This window comes from Kluyvera sp. 142486, assembly GCF_046569695.1.
Classification (GTDB): Bacteria; Pseudomonadota; Gammaproteobacteria; order Enterobacterales; family Enterobacteriaceae; genus Kluyvera.
In genome coordinates this window covers 20,691-43,103 of the sequence record NZ_JBKHUI010000027.1, presented here as the reverse complement: position 1 = coordinate 43,103, position 22,413 = coordinate 20,691, and the positions used below count along the sequence as shown (strand labels likewise).

The following is a 22,413-nucleotide window of genomic DNA, read 5'->3' as shown; positions in this document are numbered from 1 at the left end:
ATCGGATCTTACGCATAGCGATCTCCTCAGGGGACATAATCAGTATGTCGGAAGATCTCTAAAAGTGAATGGGTCGTTTTGCCGGGATACTTACAGCAGGGCTGGCATGTTCTGTTTCTTCGGCTTACTAAATCTCTGGGCAAGATTGTCAGCCGGATTGAATTCTATGAGTTCTTCTGTTGCTGCATAGCGGAAAATTTCATTCAGGCGGGATATGATGCGGCGAAGTGTTTCAAGGACACCTCGTTTTTCTATGGGGTCTAGATGCTGTTTAAGCATTTTAGGGCGAATCTCCTTAATGGGGGTATCACCCAACGTTGGAAAGATATTTCTTTCTAGGCTTCGCCAGATGTCGTTAGCATGATCCTGGGAGATGCCTGACGTTTTGACTTTCTCATCAAGCCACTTCTTGGCTACTGCTTGAAATGTATGTTCCGTTGCATCTTTTAGGGCATTGGCTTTCTGGGTGTTATGAACTTGTGGGTCTATACCATTTGCAAGCAACGACAAGTATTCATCACGTAAAGCTCGTGCCTTCGCAAGTGTAAGGTGAGGATAGGTTCCTAAGCTCACCTTAGTTCGCTTTTTGGTCACAGGCACTGCATATCTGAAATACCAATTTTTCTTCCCTCCCTTCACTAGGGGAGCGATTCGCAGGAGCAAACCATCGCCGTCAAAAAGGTTAACCTCTTTCTCGGCAGGTTTGGTGCTTTTGATTTCAGTGTCAGTGAGCTTCTTAGCGATTTTTGCCATGTTTGGGACCCTCATGTTTTGGACCCTTTGTGTTGGGTCCCAAAAAGGGTGCCATAACGAGTAGCTTCTAGCAATTCTCGGTAGACTACTATGGACGTAAAAAAGCCCGCAGAGCTTGTGCTGTGCGGGCTTAGTAGACTTCATTGTACTTCAAACAACTAAAAAGTGGTGGAGCTGGCGGGAGTTGAACCCGCGTCCGAAATTCCTACATCCTCGGCACTACATGCTTAGTCAGTCTTTACATTCGCCTGGCACCTGCGGACAGACACGCCACTACCAGACTAGCCTGATTAGTTTTAACGCTTCAACCCCAGGCAGGGCTTCCACGCGATCTCTTTTGGGTTTGACCTCTCTTTGATCCCCGTCTTAAGAGCGGAAGCTAGGGAGAGAGGGCTCAGAGCAGGTTATTAAGCTGCTAAAGCGTAGTTTTCGTCGTTTGCGACTATTTTTTGCGGCTTTTTACGAGGCCAACCGCCCCTCGGCATGCACCTTGGGTTTCGCAAATCCCGTCGAATCCAGAATCAGCCCCAATAGTGTGGCAGCAAGTATAACAGATTTGTTATGCGGCATACCAGCCCAGATTGTGGTGGGGGGTTGATATGGAAGATGTGGCTAGAATATGAACAGACACCGTGCAGCGGCTATGGTCTCTGTTTTTGCGTTTATGGCTATAGAAACGTATCGATGAAAGAATATTAAAATAAATACATGATATATCATGTATATTCGCAATATTAATTTTAACGCGTTGATTATTTGAATTTTAATTAATTTGCTTCTATCACTGGTTTAGTCTGACTTAACTTATTTTTTGATAATTGAGAGATATATTGTACATCGTGAAAAATAACAATGTTTTGTTACCTTTGCATTTGCCTATACATAGAACCTTGTATATATGTGTTTATATTGCTGTTTTTTAATTCCAATGCTATCTGATTGTTTTTCCTTTAAAAACAATCAGATGAATTTTGAGTGAGAGTGTGTAGCAGAAGTCATAAATTTAACAAATTTAATACTGTGCGTTAGCTCTCGTATAGACGAGGGTTGATGACCATATTCGAATTTTTTTCGAGGTGAATCTATGCCCCCGTCAAATAGCCTGCCAGGCACCGTCGATGTATTAAACCGGAAAACCGGTAATCTCGTGATGGAATATACAAAAGAAAGCGATCGGGTTGTCAATCTGACGCAGTCGAGTGTCGTTCGCGTTCACGCTTCTCCGGACGTTGTGGGCTCTTATGAACGTCAGGGAAATGACTTGATTATCCATATGAAGGATGGCACGACGGTGCGCTACCAAAACTTCTTCCTGTTGGATGAAGAGGGGTTGCATAGCGAGCTTATCTTTGAAGATCAGTTGGGCGTTCATCATGCGGTATTCCCTGCGGCGGCGGAGGCGGGGCCTATTGCTGCCGAAGCGATTTTGCCTGTATTCAGTGATGTAGCGCTGGGTTCGCTGATTGGCGCGAGCGGTCTATCTGCGCTTGCCGTGCTGGGTGGAATTGCCGCCTTTGGAGGCGTAATTGGTGTGGCGGCAGCGGCGAGCAATAGCGGCGACAGTAGTGACAATAAGCAGGCAACAACGCCAACACCCACGATCACCATTGCACCCGTTGCGACTGATAATATTTTTAATAAACAGGAAATTAGCTCGGCACAAACCGTTAGTGGCAGCGTACAGTCTCAGTTTGCGGGCAGCACGCTGACGATTAGCCTGAATGGTCAAACCTGGAGTACGACGATTAATGCAGACGGTACATGGAGCTCCCCACTGCCGCCTTCACTTCTGCAAACACTGACTGATGGTATCTATTCCCTCAAAGTCACCCTCACCACCTCGGGCGGTGCGACTTACTCTAAAGAGAGTGTGATCACGGTGGATACCGTACCTCCTCAGTTGACGGTGACGCCGTTTACGACCGGGGGAACGGTGACGCAGGCGCAGCATAGTGCCGATAAGATTGTGAGCGGTACTGTTGATGTGAAAGATGCGGGATCAACAATCGTTGTCACGCTGAATGGCAAACAATACACCACGGTGCCTGATGCGAATGGGCAATGGAAGTTAACTATCCCTCAGGCGGATATGGCGCAGTTGAGCGATGGTCGGGACTATACGATTACCTACAGCGCGACGGATCTTGCCGGTAACGTGACCACCAGCAGCGAGACTGTTCATACGCATTTTGTTATCTCAAGCATTACCATTGATCCCTTTACTATCGATAACAGTATAAGCAGTGCGGAAATACTGCTTAACCAGACGGTGAGCGGCCATTCTATCAATCTCCCCACTGGGACGATTTTGACCATCACCATTTCAGGGATTAATAAAGCCTATTACGCTCAGGTTTTAAGTGATGGCTCGTGGAAAACCACCATCCCAGCGGGAGATTTAGGGTCGTTGTCCGATGGGACTTCAACCATTTCTGTATCGGGAAGCGGTACCAGCGCGACTGAAAATTTTGCCGTTGATACGTCCCACTCCGCCATCGCCATCGCCATCCTCTCGGCCGATGATTACCTGAATGCCAACGAAGCGTCGCAGCCGCTGGAAGTACGAGGGGTGGTAACAGGATTTGCGCCAGGCGTTACGGTTATCGTAACGGTAGATGGAAAACCATACCCTGTGAGCAAAATTGACGCCGCCGGTAACTGGAGTGTGACGATCCCGTCGGATGATCTCCTCGCCTTGTCGGATGGGCCTAAAACGATTACGGCGGAGGCAACACTCAATACCGATACTGCAATGGATGCGCACACGCTGAATGTACAGATCCACAACCTGCCTAATCTGGAATTTGACCAGGTGTTTGGTGACGGTTATCTGAACGCGAGCGATCAGAAACTTGATCAGATTCTGAGTGGTAGAACTAACGTAACGGGAGCGGGTCAATCGGTTACCGTTCAACTCGGCGGTAAAACCTATAATGCAACGGTCGATACCAACGGCACGTGGAAAATCACGGTTCCTGCGGGGGATTTGCAAAAAATAGCCGATGGCACGCTGACCGTAACGGCAAATGCGAGTGATGCCTCAGGCAATACCAGCAAAGTGTCGGCAACGGCCGTTGTGGATACCGTCCCGCCACCTCTGACCATCCTGCCGCTAACGGGAGACGGCAAGCTTAATGGCAGCGAGTTGTTAAGCGACCAGACGCTAAGAGGAATGACTTCGGTGAGCGAAAGCGGGAAAACCGTGGTGGTGTCGCTCAATGGAAAGACCTACCCTGGCGTGCTCGTTGGAGAAGATGGTTCCTGGCAGATTTCATTGCCATCAGCGGACCTTAGTAAACTGGTAACCGGCAATAGCACTCTGATCGCTACGTTAACCGATGAGGCAGGAAATACCACTACGGTAACGCAAACGGTCAGCGTGAAAACGGCGGCGTTGAAGATCTCGGTGCAGGCTTTCACCGACGGCAACGTGCTTGATGCGGCGGAGGTCAAATCCGATCAGATCCTGCGCGGTGGGTCGAACGCAGAGGCCAATAGTTCGGTGACGGTGGTTCTGAATGGTAAAAGCTACCAAACCGTCACCAACGCATCCGGTGACTGGCAGGTTACGATTCCGGCCGCTGAGTTGCAAAAATTGGCAGATGGCTCGCAAAACCTAACGGTCAGCATTACGGATGGCTACGGGCAAAGCACAACCCTTAACGCTAATTTTGGCGTCGATACCAACAGCGATGCGCTGTCCATTAACATTGTCGCTGGCGATGATTACCTGAATATCGCGGAAGCCAGCGGTGGCCTGATCATCCGGGGAACCAGCGCCGGTTTGCCGCAGGGTACCGTTGTCACCGTGATGTTCAACGGCGTGGCGTATAGCGCCACCGTCTTAGCGGATGGCTCCTGGCAGACAAACCCCTTATCGTTAACCGGCCTGGCGGATGGGCCAATTACGCTCACGGCGAGTGCCACAAGCAACGGGGTCACTGTGATTGATAGCCATAGCTTTACGGTGGCTATCCATACCAAATTTGCGTTTTCCGTCGATCCGCTTTTTGGCGGCGATAATATTGTTAACCTCAGCGAATCGTCTAAAGACCAAACGATTACCGGTAAAACGGGCATTTCCGGAAGTGGGCAAAAGATTGTTGCGATGCTGAATGGCCAGCAATACGTTGGCGTTGTACAGGCTGACGGTTCGTGGTCAATCACGCTGCCTAAGGGGGCGATAGAGAGCCTGGCCGATGGTGCCAATTCGATAACCTTTAACTACTCCGACGTGGCGGGTAACCCCGGTTCCACCTCTGCCTCCTTCACCGTAGATAAAACGCCGCCGGTATTAACGGTCGCGCCGGTTAACGCTAACGATCTGTTAGGCAGTATTAATATTGCTCAGGGCGTTACCCTGACGGCCAGTGCGTCAGCCGATGCGCAATCGGTCGTGGTGACGATTAATAATAAATCCTATCCGATGACGCTTCTCAACGGCAGCTGGTCAGTTGCACTCGACACCGTTGCGCTGTCCGTCTTACCCAACGGCGTAACGACCATTACGGTGACTGCGACGGATGCCGCAGGTAATAGCACAACGGTGAACCATAACGTCACCGTCGACACCATTGCGCCGAAGGTGGTGATTGATCCCGTGACCAAAGACAATATCGTTGATATTGCGGAGATAAATGCGGGCATTACGCTGACAGGGAAAGTGATACCGATGGAGGTTGGCGCTAAAGTCACGGTGATTTTTAATGGTAGCGCGTTGTCTGATGTCATCGTGGATTCGGACGGCAGTTGGTCGGTATTTGTCTCATCCTCAACACTCTCCGGGATGTCCAAAGGAACCTATAGCGTGACGGCTACCGTCACTGATGCGGCTGGCAACACCTCGCCATCGGTCAGCGAAGATTTCCGCGTTGATACCGATATCAGCGCGCTTACCGTGAGCCCCGTCGAGGGAACGGATAAAATCAACGCGGCGGGTATCGATGATGGGTTGACCATCAGCGGTACCTCTGCGCGGATCCCTGAAAATAGCGTTGTGACGATCACTATTAACGGCTTGCAGTATAGCGCCACTGTTTCCGCAAGCGGTGCCTGGACTACGACGGTGTCGAAGCAGAATGCCGCTGCGATTGCAGACGGAACCGCGACGATCACCGTTTCAGCGCTGGATGTGGATGGCAAAGTCGTCTCCAGCGAGCATCAGTTTACGATTATTACCCAGACGCTGCCGCAGCCCGCGATACATTTGCCGTTTGGCGATGGCGTAATCAATGCCGCCGAAGCCCTGGTTGGCGGAAGCCTGAGCGGTACTACCGGCATCAAGGGGGGAGGGCAAATTGTCACTATCACCCTGGATAATGGCACTCCGTTGACTGCTATCGTTGATGCAAACGGTAACTGGACGCTGGCGCTGACGCCGGGGCAACTGGCGGTATTAGGCAATGGCGATCATACGGTGAGCGTTAGCGTCACTGATGCCGTCGGTAATCAGAACTCGACAACCACTCCGCTGGTGGTGGATAAGAGTGCACCAACGTTTAGCGTTGACTCGGTCACCGTCGATAACATTGTCAACAGCATTGAAGCCGCGGGCCCGCTGACGATTAGCGGAACGGGGACGTATGACTCGAAACACGTGCTGACGCTCGTCGTACTGGTAAACGGGCAAAGCTATGATGCAATACTCCAGTCGAACGGTACCTGGAGTATTATGCTGCCTGCTGGCGTGCTCTCTGGCGTGCCGGATGGCCCGGTCACTGTGAAGGTGACAGCTACTGACTACGCAGGTAACAGCACGACGACATCGACAAGCTTCACGCTGGATGCGTCACCGCTCAATGCGCCGAAGATTCAGGTAGACAAAATCTCGACCGATGATTACGTCAATAAAGTTGAAGCCGGGGGCGATCTTATCATCAGCGGTACCACGCTGAACGTTGAGGTTGGCCGGGATGTGAAGATTATTTTTGGCGGTCAGACTTACTACACGAAGGTGCAGGCTGGCGGCACGTGGTCATTCACCGTTCCTCAAACTGATGTTGCCAATGTCCTTGACGGTGCGCAGGTGATTAGCGTAACGGTCAGCGATCTTGCCGGGAATATTGCATCTGGCGAACATACCGTCACCTTTATCGCCCAGCCAGCTTCGCAGCCGACGCTCGCCATCAGCGTGATCGCGCAGGATGATCTGATTAACGCCCTTGAGCATGAAACATCGCTGTTGATTAGCGGTACATCAACGGGACTGGCTACTGGAACGGTGGTGGCGGTGGTGCTGAATGCTAAGTCCTACACCGCGACGGTCGATAAAAATGGCAGCTGGAGTTTCACCGTATCGAAGGGCGATGTCCAACTCCTGACGGATACCACTTATACCATCAAGGCGGATGCCGCTGATGCAGCGCAAAACCCTGCCAGCACCACGCATAACATCACTGTAGATACGACTACGCCGACGCTTGTGGTGGACGTGGCGAAATCGGTCTTCAGCGATGGCTATCTCAATATTGCTGAAGCGGCGGTCGATCGCATCGTTAGCGGTCAGGGTAGCGTGGGTGAAACCGTGTCGCTCAGCATCAATAACAGAACTATCTCGGCGGTCGTCGACGGTCAGGGCAAGTGGCAGATGACGCTGCTGGCAGCCGACCTGCAATCGCTCCCGCCATCGGCATCGCTTGTTTTTACCAGCACCGATGCGGCAGGAAATACCGCGGAAAGTACCGTGAATGTGAGCGTCAACACGACCAGTGGGCCGAGCATCACGCTGGGGTCAATGTTTGTTGATAATATCGTCAGCATCGCTGAGGCAAAACTGGGCGCAACGCTGACCGGTACGGCCAACGGTTTGGTAAATGGCACTTCGGTTACGGTAACGATTGGCAATGATAAGTTTTACGGTACCGTTTCAGGCAATACCTGGACTGTGGCCGTCACGCCAGGGGCGTTGAAGACCAGCGGTCAGTTGGATGTCACGGTTACCGCGAATGATGCCTGGGGGAACCCAGCCACGGCGCACGGCAATCTCGATGTGGTGCTGGGGGTGGCTCAGGCAACGCTGCCGGCTAATGTGTTTGGTTCCGACAATATTTTAAGCCAGGCAGAGGCCAATGCTGGGATTACACTGACTGGTAGTACCGGACAATCGGGAATGGGGCAAACCGTAAAAGTTACCCTGGATGGTTCCCAGGAGTTCACCGGTACGGTTGATATTAACGGCAACTGGTCGGTGGTACTGACGCCATCTCAGCTGAACGCCATCCAGGATGGTGGTCATAAGCTAACGCTGGTGGTGGGAGATAGAGCGGGTAATCAGGTCGCGTCCGGCGCACTCGATGTGAAGGTCTATACCGACCCGTTGACCCCTCCGACCCTGGCTAAACCGTTCATCGATGGGATATTAAACGCAACGGAAGCATCCGCTCCAGGTGCTCTGACCGGTGCACTTAATATTGATTCTACGCTGGTGAAATCGGTGATGGTCAGCATCAATAACGGGCCGGCGGTTGCCGCTCAGGTATTGAGTAATGGCACCTGGTCATTGCCAATGTCGAGTGCGGATCTTAAGGCGCTGCCGGACGGCGTGCTGCAGGTTAACGTGACCGTGACCGATATTGCCGGTAATCAGATCTCCGGGCAGGGCAGCTTTGAAGTGCTTACCCATACGCTGCCGGTGGCAACTTACCTCACGCCATTTGGTGATAGCGTTATTAACTACGCTGAAACCCAGGCGGACCAAATCATCAAAGGGAATACCGGTGTTATCGGTACCGGTCAGAGCGTCGTGTTGACGTTAGGGAGCACGGTTTATACGACAGGCACGGTAGATGCTAATGGCAACTGGTCGGTCACCATCCCGCAATCGAATCTGGCGGCGCTGAAAAATCTGGACTCCCTGGGCTTTACCGTGACGGTGACCGACCGCGCGGGCAACAGCAATACCTCCACTCCTATCAATGTCACCGTACATTCTGTGCGGCCGTCTCCAGAGGTGATTAACCCATTCGGCGATGGCTTCCTCAATATCAAAGAGGCGGCGGGCGCGGCGACGTTGACCGGCAAAACCGGGGTTACTGGAGCGAACCAGTATGTGACGGTGAAGGTTGACGTTAACGGCGTGCTTTACACGGCAACGGTTGATGCGACTGGAAACTGGACGGTTAACTTGCCTGCCGGGTCTTTACAATCGCTCTCTGCTGGGCAGCATCAGATAGTCATCTATGCTCAGGACCAGTACGGCAACAGCACGACCAGTACGACCAATTATCAGGTTGCGCTGACGCCACCTTCGGTGACCGTCACCGCGCCAACGTTTGTTAACGCGGTGGATGCGTCTACGGGCAGCGTGACGTTCAACGGCACGCTTTCGTCACCGTATGCATCTGGATCGACGGTGAAAGTGACGATCGGCACACATACGTTTAATGCCGAGGTAACGGGAACCTTATGGACGCTGAAGCTGACCGCCGATCAGTGGTCGGACATTAGCGAACGCGGTTTGCAGAATATTACCGTGTCACTTGATGACGGTGTCCACAACACCAATACCGCCAGCGCGACGGTTACGTTGCTGCTGGACAAGCCGACCGTTACCGTCACTACACCGTTTGCTGGCGATAACACGCTGACTTACATAGAAAGTTTGACCAATCAGGTGATTAGCGGTACTTCCAGCCATCTGCAGAAGGGCGATACGATTACCGTTACTTTTGTTGGCGTCGTCACTAACGTCTCTTTCACCACCACGGTGCAGGCTGACGGCAGTTGGTCGCTTCAGTTAACGCCTGCGCAGATGCAATTGCTCGCCACCGGGGATTTTTCGGTTACGGCGATAGATCAGGCGGGGAACACGGCAACAGCAGGCAATGCCGGGACGCTGGTTATCAATCTCACCAATACGGTGCCTTCGCTTAGCGTTGATGCGGTGGCTAGTGATAACTATATCAACGCCACTGAGCTTTCAAGTGGAAATGTGTCGATCTCTGGTCACGCGCTTAACCTCCCAATTGGCACGCTTGTGGATGTTACGATCCTGAATACACAGTCAGGTTTCCCTACGTTAATCCATGATCTCCTTGTGAAAAATGATGGAACCTGGAGTGTAACGTTTCCGACCTCGGGGTTCCCAACTGACGGCAACTATACGATCACCGTAACCAGCTCTGCCGCGCCAGGGGCGATCGGTACTCAAACGGTGATTGTTGACCGTGTAGCCCCAACGTTAGATCTAAATACGTTTGCTACGGATGGCTATGTGAATATCAGTGAAAAAGGGATGGTGCAGGTTATTAGCGGAACGTCCGACACGGATGGTGCCCGAGTGACCATTACACTGAATAATAAAACGTATTATGCGCAGGTTTCAGGGGGAGTCTGGTCGGCGAACGTGCCGATAAGCGATATGGCTGCGCTGAGTAATGGAACTTACGAAATTAAAGCAGTCATCAGCGATGCGGCAGGTAATACTCATGATGAAACGCAGGCAATTACTGTCTATGGCAGTGCTCCGACGCTGAGCGTGACGGCAGGTTTGCCGGCCGTATTGACGACGCTTAATATTGATACCGGCCCTTTGCTAAAAGGGGTGGTGGCGCCGGGCAACACCGTTACGGTTGATTTTATGTCCACGCATTTGATCGCTACGGTCGATGGGTCTGGAAACTGGAGCGTGAAGCTTGATGCCGCGGATTTAGCAAAATTAAGTGATGGCCCACTGTCGCTGACGGTTACCACCACCGATACGGCAGGCAACACCACCACTCAAAACCTGTCGACGAACATCGCACTTAACCCACTGCTGGACGTGCTGTTCAATAAGGTCACCGCTGATAACGTGGTCAACCTTGCTGAATCGCTGGTGACGCAACTGCTGACCGGTAAGATTACGGGCAACGCGCAGGGAGCAAAAGTCTCGCTGATCATTGTGGGTAATACTATCGCCAAAGATATCCCTGTCGCAGCGGATGGAAGCTATTCCATCGAACTTTCGCCTTCTATCTGGCTTGGTCTGACGACGGGTTCGCTCACGATGAACGTCGAGGTGGTCGATAGCTATGGTAATAAGGCCAGTGAGTCCACGGCGGTGAGTCTGGCGCTAACGAACCTTCCCGCGATAACTAACGTGCTGGTGACTGCGGATAACGTCATTAACCTGGTGGAAAGCGGCGCGGATCAGGTCATTTCCGGGGTGGTCAGCCAGGCTGCGAACGTCAAAACGCTGGTGCTTACCCTTGGTGGTCAGACGATACAGGCAACGGTGGATTCGCTCGGGGCCTGGACGGCTTCGCTGCCAACCAACGTACTCAAAGCCCTCCCGGATGGGATGGCGACGGTCGGCGTGACGATTACCGATACGTCCGGCAACGTGATTAACACCAGCGCCAGCTTTAATGTGGTCACCCATAATCTGCCGGCAATCTCTCTCGACACGCTATTTAGCAACGGCATATTGAGTATTCCTGAACTGGCGGGGGCGCTCCTCAGCGGGACGGCGACTAATCTTGCGGGTAGAACCCTGACCATCCAGGTTGGTACTACCACGGCGTTTACGACCAACGTAGACGGTACCGGACATTGGTCGGTGAATTTACCAGATGCGGTAAAATCGGTATTGCAGGGACTGGGGACTGGGAGTGTGGGTATTACGATTACGGCGGCCGATCAGTACGGTAATACCGCGAGTCAGACCGGGTCGATTAAGCTGGATCTGGTTGCTCCGGTCCTGCAAAACATGACGCTGTTTGGTGACAATCTGCTGAACCTTCTTGAGTCGCAGTCGAACCAGACGATCGTCGGTACGATTGGCAATGCGTCGATAGGTTCAACGGTCCAGGTGTCCATTGGATCGAAAATCTTTAACGGCGTCGTCAGCACCAGTTCGGGTGGGTTTACGATCAACCTGTCGCCGAGCGTTCTTGCCAGCCTGACGGATGGGCTATTTGCTACCAGCATCACCGTGACCACGCCGGATGGTAATAGCTTAACCACGGCGGGGCCTAACATTACCGTTGGGCTGAAAAACCTGCCGGTCGTCGCGATCACCTCGCTGTTCGGCAACGACGGCTATCTTAACCATACAGAAGCCATTGCGACGCAGACTATTTCCGGAACGGTGACCGGTCTGGCGGATGGTGTGAATAAGGTCAAGGTGACGGTAAACGGTATCGATTATCAGGCTGATCTCAGCGGCGGCAACTGGACGTTATCGCTGCCGGCGGGAACGCTGTCGCAGATAAAAGACGGCGTATTCAACGTTACCGCATCGGTGATTGATGCCGTGAACAATACGGTGACCGGCAGTAAAACGGTTAACGCGATTGTACAGGCGGTGCCATCGCTGCATCTGAATACGCTGTTTGGCGATGGAACGTTGGATCTTATCGATCTGCTGACCAACCCTGTGTTATCCGGTACCAGCAGCAACCTGGCGGTGGGCACGCAAATTATGGTCAGTGTGGGGTCGCTGAGTATTCCGGCGACCATCGGCGCCAACGGACTGTGGCAAATAACGCTATCGGCTGCCTCATTGCAGAATCTGCAGGATGGCTCGGGTTTGAACGGGCTGAAGGTCAGCGTGACGGCGACCGATGTAGCAGGCAACGTCGCATCGGACACTCAGCAGGTTACCGTTGCAATTCAGGCGACGCCTTCCGTCACGATTACCTCGCTGTTCGGCGATAACCTGGTGGCGGGGGTGCTGAACGGCGGGTTGAACAGCGCGGAATCGAAGGTCGCACAGACCATTTCGGGTATCAGCCAGAATGCCATCGGTTCTCAGGTGAAAGTGCTGGTGGCCGGTGTTAGCTATTTTGCCACCGTGGCGGCCGACGGTACCTGGGCCGTATCGGTTCCGTCCAGCGCGCTGACTGGCCTGAGCGATGGTCAGCAAAGCGTTAGCGTGTCGGTGACCAACTCTGCAGGTAAAGTGGCAAGCACGACGGGCGCGCTGGATGTCATCCTTCATACGCCATCTATCTCGGTATCCACGCTGTTCACTGATGGCAAACTCAATATCAGTGAAGCGGCTTCCGGGCAGATAATTAGCGGCACAATTACCAACGCTACCAGCGGTTCGGTGGTGACGGTAACCGTGGGGGGCACCTCGTTTAGCGGCACGGTGAACAGTAACGGTACATGGACGGCCTCCATCAGCAATACCGTGTTAAAAGCGTTGCAGGGGAATACCGCCACCATTACCTATTCCGTCACCGACCGGGTAGGTAATACCGACACGAAATCAACCGACGTTGCCGTGAAGTTGACTCAGCCAGATCTGGGCCTGACGCCAGTACTATCGGGGGTAATCAATGGTCTTCTGGGGCTAGTCGGTGGGCTACTGGGTTCGTTAGGTTTGACCAAACCGGCCATTCTGACCCTCAGCGGCACATCGCATAACCTTGAGGCAGGATCGCTCGTTAACATTAACCTGGCGAATTTGGCGTACGGAAGTGCGACGGTTAGAGCCGACGGAACATGGAGTACGGAGCTTAATCTCAGTTTGGATCTGGTGAAAATCCTCTCGCTGAGCACGATTGTTTACCTTTCTGCGGCAGATTCGGCGGGCAATATGGCCTACCTGAACGTTGGGCTTGGCGGTGGGAACGCAACCACTACACCACCACCGGGGGCTTCGACGATGATGGCGGAAGCGGCCAGCTTCTCCATCCTTGCCGCCAGTGCCAACGAAGGTTCGGACAACAGCTCGCAGACAAGTTCGGATAGTTCGAACTCCACGACAACTGCCGCCGCCACTCATGAGACGGCCACCACCACCACAGATACCACCTACACCATCGGCGGTCTGAGCGTCGACCTTGCCGATGGCACCACGCAGACCGGCGATACGGTGCATGGCGGTACCGGTAACGACACCATCCATCTCTCATCGCTGGGCTTTACCGAAATCGACGGCGGCTCGGGAACCGATACCCTGGTGCTGGATGGCTCCAATATCATTCTGAATCTCATCGAACTGGCGGGGAAAGTTCACAATATTGAGGTTATCGATCTAGGCAAATCCGGGAACAACAGCATCACGCTGGACGTTAACGAAGCGCTGACGATCACCGATAAACCGGAAGACGACCTGCTGATCAAAGGCAGCGACGGCGACCAGATCAACCTGAAACACGGCGCGAATGATACCTGGGCGATTACTGAGCAGCGCGAAGTTAACGGCGTGATGTTCGACGTTTATCACAACAGTTCGCAAACCAATACGCTTAGCGATGTCCTCATTCAGCACGGACTGCATGTCAACATGGTCTAACGGGAACTAACACCTCAGGGATGAGGCGGGCAATCAACAATATCACCACGGGCAATCCTAAGGTGGAAAAATGAAACGTGCCGTATCTCTACTGTTAATGATGTTACCGATGGCTAATCTGTTGGCGGCTCCCGGTAACGAAGGACAATATCGGTGGCAATCGGCCCCAAGCGAACAGCTTCAGGCTCAGCTGACCATTAAGGAAGCGATACTGCGGGCGTTTGCCCGTAACCCGAAAATCGCCCAGGCCTCCGCACAGATCCGCGTCGGCCGGGCGAATCTTGATGAAGCGAAAAGCGCCTGGTTCCCGCAGATCTCCCTGCAGGGCAACATGGGGCGATCGCACCGTACTGACTCCGCCGGATCGTTGAATAACAACGGTTCTGGCGGCGTTTCGCTAAAACAGCTGCTGTACGATTTTGGTAAAACCGGCGGCAGCATCGATGAGCAGTACAACCTCTCCGACGCATGGCGCTTTGAGCTGTACAGCGCCCTCAACGACGTTGGCACACAAACGCTGCAAACCTATCTGCAGGTAAAGCGCTATCAGGCGCTGGCGCAGGTCGCGCGCAATAATATTCAGTCGCTTCAGGCGATTCAGGAGATGGCGAAACTGCGGGCCCAGGCGGGTCTGAGTTCTCAGTCCGATGTGCTCCAGGCGGAGTCGCGTATCGCCGGCATGAACGCCACGGTTGCCCAGTTTGAGGCGCAGAAGCGCACCGCACAGGCGGCGCTAAGCGTGCTGACGGGGGTGGTTTCTGACAACCTGCCGGATCTCCCAGAAGATCTGATGAAGCAAAAATTCTCCGTTAACTCCCTTCCGTATGAACGCAGCAATGCGGTACGCAGCGCCCAGTCTAAGCAGCTGGCGGCGGAGCAGCGTATTCGTCAGGCGCAGGCCCAGCACTGGCCGACCATCTCGGTGCAGGCCGGGCGGACGCGCTATGAAAACGATCAGAGCAACTATTGGGACGATCAGGTGCAGCTGGTGGTTGATGCGCCACTCTACCAGGGCGGTGCGGTCAGTGCTCGCGTGGACGCGGCAGAAGGGGACCGGGCAAGCGCTCAGGCTCAGGTTGAAGCGAGCAAGCTGGACATGAACCAGCGCGCCGCGACCGCCTGGGCCGATCTCACCGGCGCGCAGATCCGCCAGCAGGCGGGGGAGGCGCAGTCGTCTACCGCCGAGCTGGCCCGCCGGGTCTATCGCGATGAATATCGCCTCAGCAAGCGCAGCCTGAACGACCTGCTGAGTATCGAACAAGACGTTTTTCAGGCCGATAGCGCCACCATAACCGCACGCTACGACGCGTGGGATGCTGCCGTACGCTACGCGGGGGCCGCCGATAACCTACTTGATATGTTAGGCATCGAGCGCAGCCGAACCGTCGGTGACGACTTACCCGCACTTTAGACAACACGGATGCAGGAGTGGTTATGCAACAGCCGGATACCGAAAGCTGGATCAATGTGATGGTGCGTGCGGCAGGCCGTTTTGGGCTGCCTGCGGATGCGCCTGCCGTGCGTCAACAGATGCGCTGGTTTGAAAATTTACCGATCGACGTGCGCCTGCAAAGGCTTAGTGGGCTGATGGGGCTACAGGTGCACCGCGTCCCGGTGGCAAAAATGCGCTGGAGCGCCCAGAACCTGCCCGCCATTGTGCAGATGGAAAGTGGCGAAATCATGCTGCTGGAGTCGCTCAACGCCGAGGGGCTGGTGACTTACTGGCTCAGCAACGGCGGCGATCTGGTGCGGGAAGAGGCGCTGGAGACGCTGCTTGAGCGGATCACTTCCGATGTGGTGATGCTGGGTATTGCGGTGCGTGGGCGTGACTCGCGTATTGATGATTTCACCCGCCCGTGGGAGGCGCATTGGTTCTGGCGCCACTTCCGCCATACCGGGCGCAAGCTCTCTGAAATCGCGCTGGCCTCTATCGTCGGTAACGTGATGGCGCTGGGCGGCATTCTGTTTTCGATGCAGGTTTATGACCGGGTTATTCCGGCCCAGTCGTTCCCTACGCTGTGGGTACTGTTTTTTGGCGTGCTGCTGGCGGCGGCGCTGGAGTTCTTTATCCGCCTGGCGCGAACCTACATTTCGGACATCATGGGCAAACATATCGACCTGAATTTATCGTCGATGTTTTTTGCCAGGGCGATGTCGATTAAAAACGATGCCAGGCCGAAGTCCACCGGATCGTTTATCTCGCAGCTGCGCGAGCTGGATCAGGTGCGCGAACTGCTGACCTCCACGACGGTGGGTGCGGCGATGGATATGCCCTTCGTGCTGCTGTTTATCGTGATCATCGCGATGGTGGGCGGCCCGCTGGTGGTGATCCCGCTGATCGCGATCCCGTTGATTGTGATCCCAGGCCTTCTGGTGCAGTGGCCAATGGCCAGGCTCGCTAAAGAGGGGATGCGTGAGAGCGCCATTCGTAACGCCGTGCTGGTGGAGTCGATTGAAGGGGTAGAGGACATTAAGGCGCTGCAGGCGGAGCCTTACTTCCAGCGCCAGTGGGAGACGACGCACGCCGTCGGGGCCAGCATCGGCATGAAGCAGCGAATCTGGGGCGCGCGGCTTAGCGGCTGGGCATCCACCGTTCAGCAGATAACTTACGCCGGCATGCTGGTGTTTGGCTGCTTCCTGGTGATTGATGGCAGCATCACCACCGGTACGCTGGTGGCGTGCAGCATGCTGTCGTCGCGCACCATTGCGCCGCTGATGCAGCTGACGATGGTCTTCTCGCGCTGGCAGCATGCGAAATCGGCGATGACCGGGTTGAACGAACTGCTGAAAAAACCGCTGGATAAAGAGTCGGATAAGAAGATGGCGCACTGCCCGGTGCTGGCGGGGCACTATCAGATGCAGCAGATGCAGTACAGCTATGACGTGGAAAAGGGCGAGCAGGCGCTGAGTATTGACGGGCTGGAGATTATGCCCGGTGAGCGGGTCGCCATTCTGGGGAAAACCGGAGCCGGGAAATCAACGCTGCTGCGGCTCTTTTCCGGGCAGGTTCAGGCCACCAAAGGTAAAACTATTATCGATGGCGTTGATATGGCGCACATCGACCCGACCGACGTCCGGCGACAGATCGGCTATCTCTCGCAGGATTCTCGGCTCTTTTTCGGCACGCTGCGGCAGAACCTGATGCTGGGTCATCCTCATGCTACCGAAGCGGAGCTGATTCAGGCGCTGCGGATTAGCGGGGCGATTACGCTGGTGCAGCAGGATGCCGCAAGCCTTGACCGGATGATCAATGAAGGTGGGCGCGGTTTATCGGGCGGGCAGCGGCAGATGGTGCTGTTAAGCCGCCTGATTGTGCGTAACCCGCAAATTGTCCTGCTGGATGAACCGACTGCTTCGATGGACGAACAGCTGGAAGAGTGGGTGATTCGCCAGCTTCAACAATGGCTGACCGGGCGCACGCTGGTGCTGGTGACCCATCGTCCAGCCCTGCTCAAGCTGGTCGACCGCATTGTGGTGCTGGAAAACGGTAAGGTGGTGGCCGATGGCCCGCGCGATACGCTACTGAATCAGGCGAGGAAGAACAGCAACGTCGCCTCGATTGTTCCCGGGGGTGCGCAATGATTGAAGCGAAAATGCAGGATGAGCTAAATCGCCAGAGCCGTCTCTCGTCGTCGGTAGTTTGGTTAAGTTTTCTGGGTCTTGTCGTCTTTGTGCTGTGGGCACGCTGGGCAATTCTTGATGAGGTGACCGTGGGGACGGGCAAAGTCACGCCCTCTACCCATGCGCAGGTGATTGAGAGCCTGGACGGCGGTATCGTCAGCCAGTTGCTGGTGAAAGAGGGCGATATTGTCAATCGTGGGCAGATGCTGGCGCGTCTTGACCAGACGCGCTTTCAATCGAACTTCGGCGAAGCGGCGGTACGCGTCCGCTCGCTTCGGGCATCCAGCGAGCGTTTAAGTGCGGAGCTGAGCGGGCTGCCGCTGAAGTTTAGCGCCGAATCACTGCAGGAACCTGCGCTGGTCGCCCGTGAGAAGCAGTTGTACGAGTCCCGGCGCAGAACGCTGAATGAAACCCTCAGCAATCTGCAAAAAACGCTGCAACTGGTGGATGCCGAAATCCGGATGACTAAGCCGCTGATTGCCCGGGGCGCAGCGGGTGAGGTAGAGGTGATCCGCCTTGAACGTCAGGCCGCTGAGCTGCGCGGTAAGATGGATGAAGCGCGTAACCAGTATGCGGTGCGGGCGCGGGAAGAGCAGGTGAAGAATGATGCCGATCTGGATGCGCAACTGCAGGTGATGGCGGGTAAAGCTGACCAGGTCCAGCGTGCATCGCTTTTTTCGCCGGTGCGCGGGGTGGTGAAAGATATCCAGGTCAATACCGTCGGAGGCGTGCTGCAACCCGGCGGCAAGCTGATGGAGATTGTGCCGCTGGAAGACCAGTTGCTTATCGAATCGCGGATTAACCCTCGTGATATCGCCTATATCCGTCCCGGCCTGCCGGCGACCGTCAAAATTACCGCCTACGACACCTCTATCTACGGCGATTTAAAAGGCACCGTCGAGGTGGTTTCGCCTGACACCTTGCAGGATGAAGTGCGCCGCGATCAGTTTTACTATCGGGTTTACGTGCGTACCCAGCAGGCGGAGCTGGTGAATAAGCAGGGTAAGCGTTTCCCGATAATGCCAGGGATGATTGCTAACGTGGAGATTAAAACGGGGCAGAAGTCAGTACTGGATTACCTGATTAAGCCGCTGAACAAGATGAAGGAAGCGCTGAGGGAACGGTGAGAAGAACGACGCTTGCCTGCGGGTGCAGGCAAGCGTTGCCATGACTAGCGGCCGGCATGTTTCATAATGCGGGCTTTATCGAGCTGCCATTCACGATCTTTCAGATCGGAACGTTTATCGTGCTGTTTCTTCCCTTTCGCCACGCCGATTTTTACCTTACACCAGGCGTTTTTCCAGTACAGCGACAGCGCCACCACGGTGTAACCTTCGCGGTTGATACGCCCGAACAGAGAGTCCAGTTCGCGCTGGTTAAGCAGCAGTTTACGGGTACGTGTAGGATCGCAAACGTAGTGCGTTGATGCCACGGCCATCGGGGTGAAGTTCGCGCCAAACAGGAAGGCTTCGCCGTCTTTCAGGATAACGTAGCTGTCGCCAATGTTGGCTTTACCTGCGCGCAGGGATTTCACTTCCCAACCCTGGAGGGCAAGGCCCGCTTCAAATTCTTCTTCAATAAAGTATTCGTGGCGGGCGCGTTTATTCAGCGCAATCGTGGCTGATCCAGGTTTGTGTGCTTTTTTCTTTGTCATAATGTCCTGAACTTATCGCTTATCTCAATAACACTGCCTCAAGCTCCCGCGAGGCGCAATGGGTTATCTTAGCACGATATAGCCCGCCTCCGTTTTTTTTAGCAGTAGATAAATGATACTATTTACGCCGTGTTCGTGAATGGAAATTGCTATGCCTCAGATTAGCCGTACTGCGCTGGTTCCCTACAGCGCGGAGCAAATGTATCAACTGGTGAACGATGTGAATGCCTATCCGGATTTTATCCCCGGTTGTACAGGCAGCCGTGTTCTGGAGTCCGGCCCGACGCAAATGACGGCAGCGGTGGATGTCTCTAAGGCAGGCATCAGTAAGACTTTTACCACGCGCAATACGTTAACCAGCAACCAGAGCATCCTGATGCATCTGGTCGATGGACCATTTAAAAAATTAATTGGCGGCTGGAAGTTTACGCCGTTGAGCCAGGATGCCTGCAAGATTGAGTTCCAGCTTGATTTCGAGTTTACCAATAAGCTTATTGAGCTGGCGTTTGGCCGCATCTTTAAAGAGCTGGCGCTGAATATGGTGCAGGCGTTCACGATGCGCGCTCGCGAGGTGTACAGTGCCGGGTAAAATCGCCGTCGAAGTCGCATATGCGCTGCCGCAAAAGCAGTATCTGCAGCGGGTGACGCTGGATGAAGGCGCGACGGTGGAGCAGGCTATTCAGGCAAGCGGTCTTCTGGAGCTGCGTGATGATATTGATCTTACAAAAAATAAGGTCGGTATCTATAGCCGCCCGGCCAAGCTCGACGATGTGGTTCACGATGGTGACCGGGTAGAGATTTATCGCCCGCTGATTGCCGACCCGAAAGAACTGCGTCGCCAGCGCGCTCAGCAAAAGAGTTGACCATTCTGTAGGCCGGATAAGGCGAAGCCGCCATCCGGCAATCTGCGCAAATTGCAGACATAAAAAAAGCGCTCATTGAGCGCTTTTTTTGCATTTGTTACGCACCGCTGCTGATTTATTTGGTCAGCGCTGGTTTGTTGTCGATGTTCGTCAGTACGCCGCTGCTGTTGAAGGTCAGGGTCAGCGTCTGCTGAGTGACGGATTCATGGCCCGGCTGCTGGCGGAAAACGTAGAACCAGGTATTGGTGCCGAACGGGTCGGTCATCATCGGGGTACCTAAGGTATAGGCAACCTGTTGTTGCGTCATGCCAACACGGATTTTGGCAACATCATTAGGTACCAGATAGTTCCCCTGACTAATATCAGGACGGTAAACCACTCGCTCCAGAGTGGAACAGCCTGCAGTCATCATCAGAAGAACCGCTGCGGCAGCAGTCAGCGTTTTACAGCGCATAGTGATTTGATTCCTTTTCGGGCCCGAGCAGTACGCGGCTCATATGTAATGTGCCGATGATAATAGACCTGAGGTGAGTTGGAAACCTTTGATATCAGGTCTTACGGCGTTTTTATTGTGAACTCAGACTCTAAGAAATCAAAAAAGTTTATGCGGCCAGCAACTCTTTCGCGTTTGCCAGCGTGTTGCGCGTGACTTCGCTACCGCCGAGAAGACGCGCCAGCTCCTGCAGACGAGCACGTTTGTCCAGCGGCTGCATGTGCGTTTCGGTCATCGCACCGTCGGTCTCTTTGCTGACGTAGAAGTGGTGGTGACCACAGCCTGCCACCTGCGGCAGGTGCGTTACGCACATCACCTGAGTGGATTCACCCAGCTGGCGCAGCAGTTTACCCACCACCGCAGCCGTTGGGCCGCTGATGCCCACGTCGACTTCGTCGAAGATCAGCGCCGGGGTTTCCATTTTACGCGCCGTAATCACCTGGATGGCTAGCGCAATACGCGACAGCTCACCGCCGGATGCCACTTTGGCAATCGCCTGCAGCGGTTGACCGGGGTTGGTGGTCACACGGAATTCAATGCGGTCTGCGCCTTCGGCGGTCAGGTGCTGCTCTTCAAAGCGGACATCGATATCGAACAGACCGTGCGGCATGGAGAGCATATGCATACTGTCGGTAATCAGCTGTGAAAGCTCCTGAGCGCTCGCCTGACGCTGTGCGTGCAACTGACGTGCCGTTTCCATTGCCATCTGGTGATGGCGGGACACGGCGTGTTTCAGCGTCTCCAGCGAGTCACTCTGGTCGTCGAGCAACTGCTGTTCATCCAGCAGGGATTGGTAGTACTCCGGCAGCGCTTCCGGCGAAATCTGGTGCTTACGCGCCAGCGAGATCTGTTTTGACAGACGCTGTTCCAGCTCGTACAGGCGGTTAGGGTCGAGATCCAGACGGTCGCAGTAGTGGCGCAGCTCGTCGCTGGCTTCGCTCAGCTGGATGGCCGCTTCTTCCAGCATATCCAGCACACCGGCGAGTTTGCCGTCCATACTCGCCAGTTCACCGGCCAGTTGGCGAGCAGTGTAGAGCTGGCTTTGCAGGTTGACGTCCTCGCCGTCGGCGAGGATCGCCAGCGCATGCTGGCTGGTAGCGATCAACTGACCGCTGTTGGCGAGACGTTTGTACTCTTCGTCAATCTGTTCGTATTCGCCCGGTTGCGGGTGGAATTCGATAAGCTCTTTCAGCTGATATTGCAGTAGCTCCGCGCGGGCGGCGCGTTCCTGGCTTTGCTGCTGATGAGTCGCCAGATCGCGGCAGCTTTGGTTCCACAGGCAGTAATGCTCGGCCATTTGTTGTGCGAGCACAGACTCACCGACATAGGCATCAAGCAGGGTTTTCTGATGTTCAGGCTTCACCAGCTGCTGGTGGGCGTGCTGACCGTGGATCTGGATAAGCAGTTGACCCAGTTCACGTAGCTGCGACAGCGGCACGGCGGTGCCGTTGATAAAGCCGCGTGAGCGGCCGTCGCTGCTGATGACGCGGCGCAGCAGGCACTCGCGGCCATCTTCCAGCTGGTTTTCTTCAAGCCAGCGCAGGGCGGCAGGGGTGTCTTTGAGTGCGAAGCGGGCGCAGAGGTCGGCGCGGCTGGCGCCAGCACGAACCATATCGGCTTCAGCGCGGCCACCCAGGCATAAGCCGAGGGCATCGATTGCAATTGATTTACCGGCCCCGGTTTCTCCGGTGATGGCCGTCATGCCGCTGTTGAAGTCGATTTCAAGTTCACGAACGATGGCAAAATTGCTGATGGTCAGTTGTGCTAACATAGCCGCTTCCTGTATGAAAACCCATAACTGTGT

General features: G+C 54.5%; 9 protein-coding genes, 1 other RNA gene and 1 pseudogene. 6 read left to right on the top strand and 5 right to left on the bottom strand.

Annotated features, from left to right (window positions below; genetic code table 11):
* Positions 1-96 precede the first annotated feature (96 nt).
* Together ACLGE8_RS21665 and ssrA are read right to left on the bottom strand one after the other, a co-directional pair.
* Positions 97-753, bottom strand: a pseudogene (locus ACLGE8_RS21665) (phage integrase central domain-containing protein); the annotation flags it as partial.
* A 166-nt stretch (positions 754-919) separates the two neighbouring features.
* Positions 920-1,282: a transfer-messenger RNA gene (gene ssrA / locus ACLGE8_RS21660) on the bottom strand.
* A 555-nt stretch (positions 1,283-1,837) separates the two neighbouring features.
* Between ssrA and ACLGE8_RS21655 the strand changes: the two genes are divergently transcribed.
* The 4 genes from ACLGE8_RS21655 to ACLGE8_RS21640 all read left to right on the top strand — a co-directional run bounded on the left by ACLGE8_RS21655 (position 1,838) and on the right by ACLGE8_RS21640 (position 18,726).
* Positions 1,838-13,978, top strand: a complete 12,141-nt coding sequence (locus ACLGE8_RS21655; protein ID WP_411001155.1) for an Ig-like domain-containing protein — start codon at positions 1,838-1,840, stop codon at positions 13,976-13,978.
* 97 nt (positions 13,979-14,075) lie between these two features.
* The gene (locus ACLGE8_RS21650) at positions 14,076-15,389 is read left to right on the top strand and encodes a TolC family outer membrane protein (RefSeq protein ID WP_411001159.1); all 1,314 of its coding nucleotides are present in this window, start codon (positions 14,076-14,078) and stop codon (positions 15,387-15,389) included.
* Positions 15,390-15,412: 23 nt separating this feature from the next.
* Positions 15,413-17,560: a type I secretion system permease/ATPase gene (locus ACLGE8_RS21645; RefSeq protein WP_411001153.1), complete on the top strand. Its 2,148-nt coding sequence runs from the start codon at positions 15,413-15,415 to the stop codon at positions 17,558-17,560.
* The gene (locus tag ACLGE8_RS21640; RefSeq protein ID WP_333496743.1) at positions 17,557-18,726 is read left to right on the top strand and encodes an HlyD family efflux transporter periplasmic adaptor subunit; all 1,170 of its coding nucleotides are present in this window, start codon (positions 17,557-17,559) and stop codon (positions 18,724-18,726) included. Before ACLGE8_RS21645 ends, ACLGE8_RS21640 begins: the two co-directional genes overlap by 4 nt.
* A 44-nt stretch (positions 18,727-18,770) precedes the next feature.
* Here the strand turns inward: ACLGE8_RS21640 and smpB are convergent, their stop codons facing one another.
* Complete coding sequence (gene smpB / locus ACLGE8_RS21635) at positions 18,771-19,253, bottom strand: SsrA-binding protein SmpB (protein ID WP_035894933.1); 483 nt, start codon at positions 19,251-19,253, stop codon at positions 18,771-18,773.
* A gap of 151 nt (positions 19,254-19,404) precedes the next feature.
* Here smpB and ACLGE8_RS21630 point away from each other — a divergent pair, with 151 nt between their 5' ends.
* A complete protein-coding gene (locus tag ACLGE8_RS21630; protein WP_220439695.1) occupies positions 19,405-19,842 on the top strand; it encodes a type II toxin-antitoxin system RatA family toxin in 438 nt (145 codons plus the stop codon).
* On the top strand, positions 19,832-20,116 hold the full coding sequence (locus ACLGE8_RS21625) for an RnfH family protein (protein ID WP_411001150.1): 285 nt from the start codon (positions 19,832-19,834) through the stop codon (positions 20,114-20,116). The genes ACLGE8_RS21630 and ACLGE8_RS21625 overlap by 11 nt, the downstream gene beginning before the upstream one ends.
* A 115-nt stretch (positions 20,117-20,231) precedes the next feature.
* Here ACLGE8_RS21625 and bamE read toward each other — a convergent pair whose 3' ends face one another.
* Both bamE and recN read right to left on the bottom strand, forming a co-directional pair.
* A complete protein-coding gene (bamE, locus tag ACLGE8_RS21620; RefSeq protein ID WP_035894936.1) occupies positions 20,232-20,570 on the bottom strand; it encodes an outer membrane protein assembly factor BamE in 339 nt (112 codons plus the stop codon).
* A 148-nt stretch (positions 20,571-20,718) separates the two neighbouring features.
* Positions 20,719-22,380, bottom strand: a complete 1,662-nt coding sequence (recN, locus tag ACLGE8_RS21615) for a DNA repair protein RecN (protein WP_411001148.1) — start codon at positions 22,378-22,380, stop codon at positions 20,719-20,721.
* Between the last annotated feature and the right edge of the window lie 33 nt (positions 22,381-22,413).

Bases quoted from the DNA above. Each gene is read 5' to 3' on its own strand.
- ACLGE8_RS21655 (WP_411001155.1), top strand. From the start codon at position 1,838: ATGCCCCCGTCAAATAGCCTGCCAGGCACCGTCGATGTATTAAACCGG.
- ACLGE8_RS21650 (WP_411001159.1), top strand. From the start codon at position 14,076: ATGATGTTACCGATGGCTAATCTGTTGGCGGCTCCCGGTAACGAAGGA.
- ACLGE8_RS21645 (WP_411001153.1), top strand. From the start codon at position 15,413: ATGCAACAGCCGGATACCGAAAGCTGGATCAATGTGATGGTGCGTGCG.
- ACLGE8_RS21640 (WP_333496743.1), top strand. From the start codon at position 17,557: ATGATTGAAGCGAAAATGCAGGATGAGCTAAATCGCCAGAGCCGTCTC.
- smpB (WP_035894933.1), bottom strand. From the start codon at position 19,253: ATGACAAAGAAAAAAGCACACAAACCTGGATCAGCCACGATTGCGCTG.
- ACLGE8_RS21630 (WP_220439695.1), top strand. From the start codon at position 19,405: ATGCCTCAGATTAGCCGTACTGCGCTGGTTCCCTACAGCGCGGAGCAA.
- bamE (WP_035894936.1), bottom strand. From the start codon at position 20,570: ATGCGCTGTAAAACGCTGACTGCTGCCGCAGCGGTTCTTCTGATGATG.
- recN (WP_411001148.1), bottom strand. From the start codon at position 22,380: ATGTTAGCACAACTGACCATCAGCAATTTTGCCATCGTTCGTGAACTT.